Raw genomic sequence first — 9,291 nt, forward strand, 5'->3', positions numbered from 1 at the left:
TGGAGGCTCGGTAGTGCCGAAGCCGCCATTTATTTCCGTCAGAAGGCCGCCATTAACCTCCAACAGCCACAGTTCCTCTCGATAAGTAGCGGTGGTGTCCGGTGAGGGTTCCCATCTGCGCGCCGGGGTCGGGCACCGCCTGGCGGCGTTACGGTCTCCGCAGCCGATGACGCACAGCCCGGATGGCGCCGAGCCAATCGAGTTCAGTGCGCTCTCGGACCATGCGCGCGGCCTCGATGAAATGACCCTGTGCAGTCAGTGAATCGACCTCAAGACCCAATAGTTCTGGTAAGACCACCGGCAGTGACTCGGAAGCGGGCTCACGCTTGTCGAATGGATTCCATCGCACCATGTTCACGCCTCCATGAGTTGGGATTGTTGCGCCTGGTGGCTTTCCTCAGCCAGGCGGCGGGCACTCGGGGGGATGGCGCTGAGGACATCACTCATCGGCATCGGCAGCTCCCACGTCGGGATCCCACCATAGGTGCCCGAGGCGCCCGCTGAGGGTTGACCAATGACTCGGTAACCATGGTCACTGAGTCGGCTTAGACCTCAACCCGGCAACCCCTCACGGACGCGCCCAATGTCCTCATTCTGGACAACACTCGAGAGATCGTGACTACACCTGCGTACTGGAGTTGGTTGGTGAACGCTCGGTCTCATGAGCAGCGTCATCCGCCAAGATAGACGCGAACAATGTACATATATCCAATTCTGCTTACAACCATCTAAGCCGAAGTAGCCCTGACTACTGGGTGTCGGCCACATCTGTCGGAGCCGTCTGCCAAACTTACATGGTGACCAACGTGGATATTGCAAAGTTGAAGAGGCTGCGGGCCGCAGTTTCCAGCGCCCTTGAGCGCGTTCCCGAACAATCTGCCCATGGTTTGCCCCCTACATACAACTCGCTTCGCGAACAGGTGGCAGCCGCAGTGCCGCAGGGCCTGCTCGAAGAGCTTGAGCAGCTTGCACCTCCGATTGCCAGCACCGGTCGTGGGCCTCACGCTCTCATCGAGAGGGCTAATGACGGTGCGCAGGCATATGCGCGGTTGGCTGCGCTAAAGGGATGGCTGAGCGCCGTTATCGATGCGGAATAGGAGCAACATTGGGTACCGTCGAACTTGTGCGTCCGGTAACGGAAATGCGAGCGGCTATCATACGCGCGCGACTAGTCGGGGAGGAGATTCTGGGATCCGCTCCGGTTAACGAGACACACGTAAGCGACTTCCGTGACAAATATCTTTCCTGGGAGGGCAGGACCGCGGCAGTACTTGAAAACGGTTTCAAGGTCTCCGGGTTCCTTACTACCAGCCCAAAAGATGAATTCACCGGTACTGCGGTTTCGCTTCTCGACCTAAAGATCGCATCCACGACGATTCCCTGGGAACGTGTGCCGGAGGTGATTGCGGACATCAAAGAAAAGATTCGAGTTCTTGGAGCAGTCGAAGACCGCCTCGATGTATACGCCGAAGGGTCGCCGAGCTCGACACCACCGGACACGCCTGTTGACGCGCCAATCTTCTTGGTACACGGCCATGACATTGAGCGACGCGAAATAGTCCGACGCTTCTTGGAGACAGTGACTGATCGCGACGTCGTCGTATTGGCCGATCAAGCGAATCGAGGTCAGGACATTCTTGGTAAGCTACTTTCTCACGCACAGCGGGCCGTCTTCGCCGTAGTCCTTCTTACCCCTGATGATGACGGCGGGAAGCATGGGGCGGGAACGGTCTCCCCACGCGCACGGCAGAACGTTGTCTTTGAGCTAGGGCTTTTCATTGGACTGTTGGGCCGGGACAGAGTGGCGGCACTAAACGAACCCTCAATCGAGCTCCCCACAGACTTCTCAGGAGTTGCCTACATCCCAGTAAAGGGCGAGTCGTGGCAGATGGAACTAGCGCGCGAGCTAAAGGCTGCAGATATTAAAGTGTCCCTCGATAAGGCGCTTTGATCATATGGTTAAATATAAAATGCAGAATTCGATGAAAATACCACCGAAAGATGAGTAATTAGAAAACATAAAAACAGCACCAGGACCGATTCCACCGGTCGTCGCGACACCCTACTGAGGGGGATGTGGATGGCCAGACCGATTGGATGGTTGAAGAAGTTGACGGGACGATCGCCGAAGATCCCTCTGGGTGCGCCATTAACGCGGCGGAGTATCGAAGGCGAGTTCTAGAGACAGGTCACCACAGGACTTTTCTCGGTGGACTTGGCAGTAGCCGTCCGGACTGCTGCACGATCAGGTCACACCCTGACCTGGCTCAATGTCTCATAACTTGTATTATGTAAATTAATGAATCGATGAGATCTACTTTCTGCCTCCCTGCCCGCTCTGACGTGGGACAGATCCGACGTGAGGTGCCGGCTTCAGAGACTTCTGGGCGAGCGTGTACGGTCGGAGTAGTGACACGGGGTGCCGGTTTCATCCGGCTGAGATGACACCCGTTGAACCTGATCCAGTTCGTACTGGCGAAGGGATGTCCTACCAAGCCCGGCCGACGCCTCGTGCTTGCATCTTTTCGCCCTGATCCTCAGGGAACCTCATGCAGATCGCAAAACAGATCGTCCTCGTGACCGGCGGGGCCCGCGGCGTGGGCCGCCACATCGTGGAGGCCTTCGCCGCGCAGGGCGCGCAGGTGGTCATCAACTACCGCTCCAGTGCCACCGCCGCCCAAGAGCTCGCAAACCGCTTCGGCCCGGAGCGGGCCGTGGCCCTGCCTGCTGATGTCACGGATCCCGAACAGGTCTCCACCATGCTCGAGCGGACCCGGGAGCACTTCGGCGCTCCGGTCACCACCGTGGTGAACAACGCCCTGGTGGACTTCTCCTTCAACGGCGACGCCCGATCCCAGGCAGCAGTGATCGGCTGGGAGGAGTTCACCACCCAGTTCTCCGGTAGCGTCCGCGGGGCATTGAATACCACGCAGACGTGCCTGCCGGGAATGCAGGAGCAGGGTTTCGGGCGGATCGTGAACATCGGCACCAACCTGTTCCAGAACCCCGTCGTCCCGTATCACGACTACACCGCCGCAAAGGCGGCCCTGCTCTCGCTGACCCGGACCCTGGCCAAGGACCTGGGCCCCCACGGTGTCACGGTGAACATGGTCTCCGGTGGGCTGCTGCGCACCACCGACGCCAGTGCGGCCACCCCCGAGGAGGTCTTCGACCTCATCGCCGCCTCCACCCCGCTGGGCCGGGTCACCACCCCCGAGGAGTTCGCCGACACCGTCCTGTTCTTCGCCTCGCCCTGGGCGCGCTCGGTCACCGGGCAGAACCTGGTGGTCGACGGCGGACTGGTCATGGGATGAATCCGCCACCCATGAGCACACACCGGCAACTGCACCTCAACGCCTTCCTCTTCGGCGCCGGCCACCACAGCGCGGCCTGGCGGCGCCCCGACTCCCCCGCCGAGCACCTGGGCGAGATCTCCTACTGGGAGCGTCTGGCCCGCACGGCCGAGCGCGGTCTCTTCGACGCGGTATTCTTCGCCGACGGTCACAGCACCGGCGACGTCTCCTCCGGGCCCCGCTGGTTCCTCGAGCCGCTGACCACACTGTCGGCCATGGCCCAGGCCACCGAGCGGATCGGACTGGTCTGCACCATCTCGACCACCTTCTTCACCCCCTTCCACGCCGCCCGAATGCTCGCCTCCCTCGACCACATCAGCGGCGGACGGGCGGGGTGGAACGTGGTGACCTCCATGTTCGACGCCGAGGCCCGCAACCACAGCATGGAGGCCATGCCGGACCGAGAGCGGCGCTACGCCCGTGCCGAGGAGTTCGTGCAGGTCGCCCAGCAGCTGTGGGACTCCTGGGCCGAGGACGCCGTGCTCGCCGACCGGACCGGGCTCTACGCCGACCCCGCCCGGCTCCGCCCGGTGCACCACCGCGGAGAGCACTTCCAGGTGGACGGGCCCCTGACCGTGCCCCGAGCGCCCCAGGGCAGCCCGGTGCTCTTCCAGGCCGGGGCCTCCGGACCCGGACGGGATCTGGCCGCCCGGTACGCGGAAGGCATCTACGCGGTGGCCTACGACCTGCCCGCCGCCCGCGACTACTACACCGACATCAAGGCCCGTATCACCGCGGCCGGGCGGAACCCGGAGGCGGTGGCGGTGATGCCCGGGCTGGTCACCTACGTCGGCTCCACCGAGGCCGAAGCCCGAGCCCAGCAGGCCGCGGTCGACGCGCTGCTGCCCACCGACCAGTCGCTGGCCCAGCTGAGCACCTTCGTCCAGCAGGACTGCAGCGACTGGGAACTTGACGCCCCAGTTCCTCCACTGCCCGCGCTTGAGCAGTTCAGCGGACCCCAGGGCCGCTACGCCACCATTCTGCGGATCATCGAGGTGGAACAACCCACCGTTCGACAGCTGCTGGGTCGCCTGGCTGCCGGCGGCGGGCACTGCACCATAGTCGGCACTCCCGAACGCATCGCGGACCGGATCGAGCATTGGTTCCGCAGCGGAGCAGCCGACGGGTTCAACCTGATGCCCCCGACCCTGCCTGATGCCCTCGAGGACTTCGTCGACCACGTCGTGCCGGAACTGCAACGCCGCGGCCTCTTCCGCACCCACTACACCGCCGACACCCTCCGCGGGCACCTGGGATTCCCTTGCCCCACCTTTGGAGCGCCGGCCTGACCCCACCGGCAGCACAGCGAACCCGCGGGCGCGCACAAGCGCCCTTGAGCGGGACCATATCCATAATGCGGGCAGGTGGACCGGTAGCGAGACGTGTTGAGGCAGGACGAGTAACTTCCTGCCACGCCGGCAGATCAGTCGCTGGGGCGGCCGTGCGTGCACCTCCAGCGCCCGAGTCTCAACCCACAACCATGCGACGCCTTCGCCGACGAAGAGCCCCGGTGCACGACCCCGCGCCGTTCCATACCTCAGCTGTACGCGCGAATCTCTCATTAAACGAGAGTTCTCCATGCTGTCCTGCGTGAACGATGCCGGCGTCACGAGCTCGCCGATCCCACCGGTCCGCCGCGCACCCTGTTGCCACCTGGGCAGACGCCCGTAGGCAGAGGGGGACGAGTTCTCGCACCTGTTTCTACTCGTCCTACTTAGCGGCTGATAACCGGCCATATGTAAAGAAGGTCGCGTCGAGCTACTGATGCAGCCAGTGTCCGCGGATCAATCAGCGATAGCGCGTTTGGTCCCTGAGTTCTAGGGTGGGAGATCCGCCAGGAAATTTCTGCTTCGTCAGCAGAAGCGTGCACTTCGGGCAGGGCCGGGTCTCGCCCTGGTGGTCCCGCAGAAGCATTGCCAGATCCTGGTGCCGGTGCTCCACTGGAAAGACGAGCCTGTCCTGGGCCCGTACGTCCAAGGGGGATCATCATGGCTGGTCACGACAAGCAGGCCGAGCACACCAAAGCAGAACACACTCACGGAGAGAACTGCGGGCACGAGACCGTTGAACACGGCGATCATGTGGATTATCTCCACGACGGTCACCGGCATGCGGAGCATGAGGACCACTACGACGAGTGCGCGTAGCCTGCCCCCGGCATCCTTCAAGAGGCCCCTGCAGAGAGCAGGGGTCTCTTGTTCTGCCCCGGCATCGGTTGAGGGACAGCTCCTGCTGCCCTGCTCCAGGCGCGCACATTGACGGGCATTGTGGGCGGGCATTGTGCGTGAACGCTTGAGACGTGGGCGTGCCAGGGAGACTCGTCCACGAGCGGGTGAACGTGAACGGGGTCAAAGCAGCTGTTCGATGGTGTTCCCGCCGTCGGTGGTGCGCAGCACGGTTCCGTCGGCCACGAGCAGGGCCTCAGTCTCGCCTTCCTCCGTGAGCCCGGCCCCCAGGGCGGTGATCTCCCCGATCGGCTGGTCACTGGCCGTCCAGGTTTCCCCGGCATCTGCGCTGGTCAGCAGGTTCCCGTCGACCCCGGCCCCGACGATGGTCTTGTCGTCGGCCCAGGCGATCAGGGACATCAGCTGCGGGGTGTCCAGGGTGTCCCAGGTGGCACCGTCGTCCTGGGAGCGCATGACGCCGTCCTCGGTGGTGGCCAGGATGGTGCCTGTGCCCGGGGCGATCGCCAGGGCGGCCGGGGCGGAGGGGATCTCGAGGGTGTCCCAGGTGCGCCCGTCGGAGCTGGCGCGCAGCTGCCCATCGAAGCCGAGCACCCCGTTCGGACCGGCGGCCAGGGTGTGGAAGTCCGATTCCCCGCCCCTCGAGAGCACCTCCCAGGTCTCGCCCTGATCGGTGGATTCGATCAACCCGACCGGTTCGGGCAGATCGGTGCCGATACCGGGGTGGCCCGAGGCCAGATAGCGGCCCTCGGGCGTGACGGTGAAGCCCATCAGGTCCACGACCGGACTTGCCTGAGTCAGTTCCCCGTCCTGGAGGCGGAACAGCCCTTCATGGGTGGCCAGCAGGATCACCCCTGCTCCTGCTCCTGCTCCTGCGCCGCCTCCGGTCACCGTGTCGCGGGTGATGGCGTGCACATGGGTGATCGCCGTGCCGGTGCTGCTCGCTCCGGCCGGTGCCGGGCTCTCCGCCGGGGAAGTACACGCGGCCAGGGCGCCGGTGCCGAGCAGGCCGAGGCCGCCCACGAGCAGGGTTCTACGGGTCAGGGGGTTCATGGGTCCTTTCCGCCTCGCACCACACTGCGAGGGCCATCCACCATTGTCGACCGGTCGGGGAGGGACCCTGTGGCGTTCTCCGTGAAGGTTTGGCGAAGATTCCTCCCCCGACCAGTCTCCGGCACGAATGCGGTGCGGACGGAGGGGACACTGAAGTCATGGATTCTGGCATCGATGCGGTGACCGGGCGGGTGCTGGTGGTCGACGACGAGAAGCCCCTGGCCCGGATGATCGCCACCTACCTCACCCGCGCCGGCTATGACGTGGCCACCGCCCACACCGGGCCCGACGCCGTGGAGGCCGCCCGCAGCCGGAGCTTTGATGTGGTGGTGCTGGATCTGGGGTTACCCGGGCTGGACGGGATCGAGGTGTGCCGCAGGATCCGGGGCTTCTCCGAGTGCTACGTGCTGATGCTCACCGCCCGCGGGGACGAAGACGACAAGCTGGCCGGCCTGGCGGCCGGGGCCGATGACTACATCACCAAGCCTTTCAGTGTGCGTGAGCTCGTCGCGAGGGTGGCCGCGGTGCTGCGCCGGCCCCGCACCACCGTGACTGCTGTGGAGCCGGCCCGGGTGTTCGGGGACCTGACCGTCGATCTCACCGCCCATGAGGCGCGGGTGGTCGGTGAGCCGGTGGGGTTGACCCGCACCGAGTTCGACCTGCTGGCCGCCCTGACGGCGCGGCCGCACCAGGCGTTGTCCCGTCGTCAGCTCATCGACACCGTGTGGGACCCGGCCTGGGTGGGCGATGAGCGGCTGGTGGATGTGCACATCGGTCACCTGCGCCGGAAACTCAGTGAGGATCAGAGCGCCTACATCGACACCGTGCGCGGGGTCGGCTATCGGATGGTGAGCCGGTGAGCGGCCGGCGGCACAGCTGGGGGTTGGCCTCCCGGTTCTTCCTGGCCCAGGCCATCGTGGTGGCCGCCAGCATCCTCGCCGCCGTGGCCGTGGCCTCCTTGGCCGGGCCCCCGATCTTCCACGAACACCTGATCATGGCCGGGCACTCGGAGAACTCCCCGGAACTCCTGCACGTGGAGCAGGCCTACCGTGACACCAACCTCATCATCCTGGGGGCGGCCCTGAGCACTGCTGTGGTGTGCGCGGCGGCGGTGACCTGGTTCTTCACCCGCCGCCTCCAGCGGCCCCTGGCCGCACTTACCCAGGCGGCCCAGTCCATGGCCCGCGGGCGCTACGACACCCGGGTCCCGGCCCTGGGTGCCGGCACCGAGGTGGACGCGGTCGCCACCTCGTTCAACACCATGGCCACCCGTCTGCAGCGCACCGAGGACACCCGCCGGCGGATGCTCTCGGACCTGGCCCACGAGATGCGCACTCCGATCTCGGTGCTCTCCGTCTACTGCGAGGCTCTCCAAGACGGGGTGACGCACTGGGACGAGGCCACCGGGGAGCTCATGACCGACCAGCTGGGACGCCTCACGCGCCTGGTCGAGGACATCCACGACGTCTCCCGGGCCGAGGAGGGCCGGATCGAGCTGGAGCGCACCGCACAACCCGTCGACGAGCTGCTGCGCACCGCCGTCGAGGCCCACCGGGAGGCCTACGCCGCCAAGGGCGTGCATCTGGTGCTCGAGGCGCAGGATGCCGCCGGGGTCGTGGAGGTGGACCGGCAGCGGATGGGTCAGGTGCTGGGCAACCTGCTCACCAACGCCCTGCGCCACACACCGCCCGGTGGCACGGTGACCGTGCGCGCCGCCGTCCACGGCCCCGGCCGTCTCGGCCTGGTCGTGGCCGACACCGGCGACGGGATCGCCGCCGAGAACCTGCCCCAGGTGTTCGAGCGCTTCTGGCGCGGGGACACCGCCCGGGACCGCGACCACGGCGGCTCCGGGATCGGCCTGACCATCTCCCGGGCCCTGGTCGAGGCCCACGGCGGAACGCTGAACGTCAGCTCCTCCGGTCCCGGAGCTGGGACGGTCTTCACCGTGGAGCTACCCCGCCCCACCCGGCACCGCCCCCGTGAAACCACGGTCGCCGCATGACCCCACGCTTGCAACATACCCCTGGGGGGTATATACCTGGGGGTGGTGAGGACGTATCCGGTCCTACCGCCCGAATCGATCGAAGGAGCTTCACATGAGCCACGAGACCCGCTCCCCGTTGCCGATGGCCTCCACCGGCTGCGCCTGCTGCGCACCCGCCCCCGCCGCCGATCACGCGGCTCCTGCTGCTGGGACGGCTTCCGCTACCGGCACGACGTCGACCTACCAGGTTCAGGGCATGACCTGTGGCCACTGCGCCACCAGCGTCACCGAGGAGCTCACCGCCCTGAAGGGTGTGAGCGAGGTGCACGTGGACCTGGTGGCCGGTGGGGCCTCCACCGTCACGGTCACCGCCGAACACCCGCTGAGCACGGAGGCGGTCCGCACCGCAGTGGAAGAAGCCGGTTACACCCTCGTCACCGCCTGACGAGACCGACCACCGCCCTGGCCCGCCAGGGACCTGCGCGAAAAGGAACGCCATGAGCACCCCGCAGCACCACGACCGCCCCACCGCCCCGGGCCAGGCGCACACCGGCCACGACACGGACCACCCCGCCGATCACCACGGCGCGGCCCACCGCGGCCGGCACGCCGATGCCGACACCCACGGGCAGGCCATGCCGCACGCCCACGCCCACTCGGCGGTGGACGAGGACCACCAGGTCCACACCCACGGCGAGCACGCCGGGCACTCCACGGC

9 protein-coding genes and 1 riboswitch are annotated in these 9,291 nt (G+C 65.9%); of the genes, 8 read left to right on the forward strand and 1 reads right to left on the reverse strand.

Annotated elements, in window-relative coordinates:
- The first annotated feature begins 794 nt into the window (after positions 1-794).
- From RF640_RS18385 to RF640_RS18400, 4 genes are all read left to right on the forward strand, one after another.
- On the forward strand, positions 795-1,097 hold the full coding sequence (locus tag RF640_RS18385; protein WP_146202159.1) for a hypothetical protein: 303 nt from the start codon (positions 795-797) through the stop codon (positions 1,095-1,097).
- A gap of 8 nt (positions 1,098-1,105) precedes the next feature.
- Positions 1,106-1,951 carry a TIR domain-containing protein gene (locus tag RF640_RS18390; protein ID WP_211309955.1) on the forward strand — a complete coding sequence of 282 codons (846 nt, stop codon included), beginning with the start codon at positions 1,106-1,108 and terminating at the stop codon, positions 1,949-1,951.
- A 454-nt stretch (positions 1,952-2,405) separates the two neighbouring features.
- Positions 2,406-2,501: riboswitch (TPP riboswitch) on the forward strand.
- A 48-nt stretch (positions 2,502-2,549) separates the two neighbouring features.
- Positions 2,550-3,314 carry a 3-oxoacyl-ACP reductase gene (locus tag RF640_RS18395; RefSeq protein ID WP_109223248.1) on the forward strand — a complete coding sequence of 255 codons (765 nt, stop codon included), beginning with the start codon at positions 2,550-2,552 and terminating at the stop codon, positions 3,312-3,314.
- An 11-nt stretch (positions 3,315-3,325) separates the two neighbouring features.
- Complete coding sequence (locus tag RF640_RS18400) at positions 3,326-4,642, forward strand: LLM class flavin-dependent oxidoreductase (protein ID WP_109223249.1); 1,317 nt, start codon at positions 3,326-3,328, stop codon at positions 4,640-4,642.
- A gap of 1,059 nt (positions 4,643-5,701) precedes the next feature.
- Here the strand turns inward: RF640_RS18400 and RF640_RS18405 are convergent.
- Positions 5,702-6,589, reverse strand: coding sequence for a F510_1955 family glycosylhydrolase (locus tag RF640_RS18405; RefSeq protein WP_047804189.1), 888 nt, complete (start codon positions 6,587-6,589; stop codon positions 5,702-5,704).
- 158 nt (positions 6,590-6,747) lie between these two features.
- Here RF640_RS18405 and RF640_RS18410 point away from each other — a divergent pair, with 158 nt between their 5' ends.
- The 4 genes from RF640_RS18410 to RF640_RS18425 form a co-directional block, all read left to right on the forward strand.
- A complete protein-coding gene (locus tag RF640_RS18410) occupies positions 6,748-7,449 on the forward strand; it encodes a response regulator transcription factor (protein WP_047804188.1) in 702 nt (233 codons plus the stop codon).
- Positions 7,446-8,591, forward strand: a complete 1,146-nt coding sequence (locus RF640_RS18415) for a cell wall metabolism sensor histidine kinase WalK (RefSeq protein ID WP_047804187.1) — start codon at positions 7,446-7,448, stop codon at positions 8,589-8,591. The genes RF640_RS18410 and RF640_RS18415 overlap by 4 nt, the downstream gene beginning before the upstream one ends.
- 94 nt (positions 8,592-8,685) lie before the next feature.
- Positions 8,686-9,018, forward strand: coding sequence for a heavy-metal-associated domain-containing protein (locus tag RF640_RS18420; protein WP_058874192.1), 333 nt, complete (start codon positions 8,686-8,688; stop codon positions 9,016-9,018).
- A 52-nt stretch (positions 9,019-9,070) separates the two neighbouring features.
- Positions 9,071-9,291: hypothetical protein (locus RF640_RS18425; protein WP_368828613.1), on the forward strand; the 221-nt coding region annotated here is incomplete at its 3' end.

The organism is Kocuria sp. CPCC 205231 (assembly GCF_040980965.1).
GTDB classification, from domain to species: Bacteria; Actinomycetota; Actinomycetes; order Actinomycetales; family Micrococcaceae; genus Kocuria; species Kocuria rosea.

Excerpts from the sequence above, each read along its gene's own strand:
- RF640_RS18385 (WP_146202159.1), top strand. The coding sequence starts at position 795 with ATGGTGACCAACGTGGATATTGCAAAGTTGAAGAGGCTGCGGGCCGCA.
- RF640_RS18395 (WP_109223248.1), top strand. The coding sequence starts at position 2,550 with ATGCAGATCGCAAAACAGATCGTCCTCGTGACCGGCGGGGCCCGCGGC.
- RF640_RS18400 (WP_109223249.1), top strand. The coding sequence starts at position 3,326 with ATGAGCACACACCGGCAACTGCACCTCAACGCCTTCCTCTTCGGCGCC.
- RF640_RS18405 (WP_047804189.1), bottom strand. The coding sequence starts at position 6,589 with ATGAACCCCCTGACCCGTAGAACCCTGCTCGTGGGCGGCCTCGGCCTG.
- RF640_RS18410 (WP_047804188.1), top strand. The coding sequence starts at position 6,748 with ATGGATTCTGGCATCGATGCGGTGACCGGGCGGGTGCTGGTGGTCGAC.
- RF640_RS18420 (WP_058874192.1), top strand. The coding sequence starts at position 8,686 with ATGAGCCACGAGACCCGCTCCCCGTTGCCGATGGCCTCCACCGGCTGC.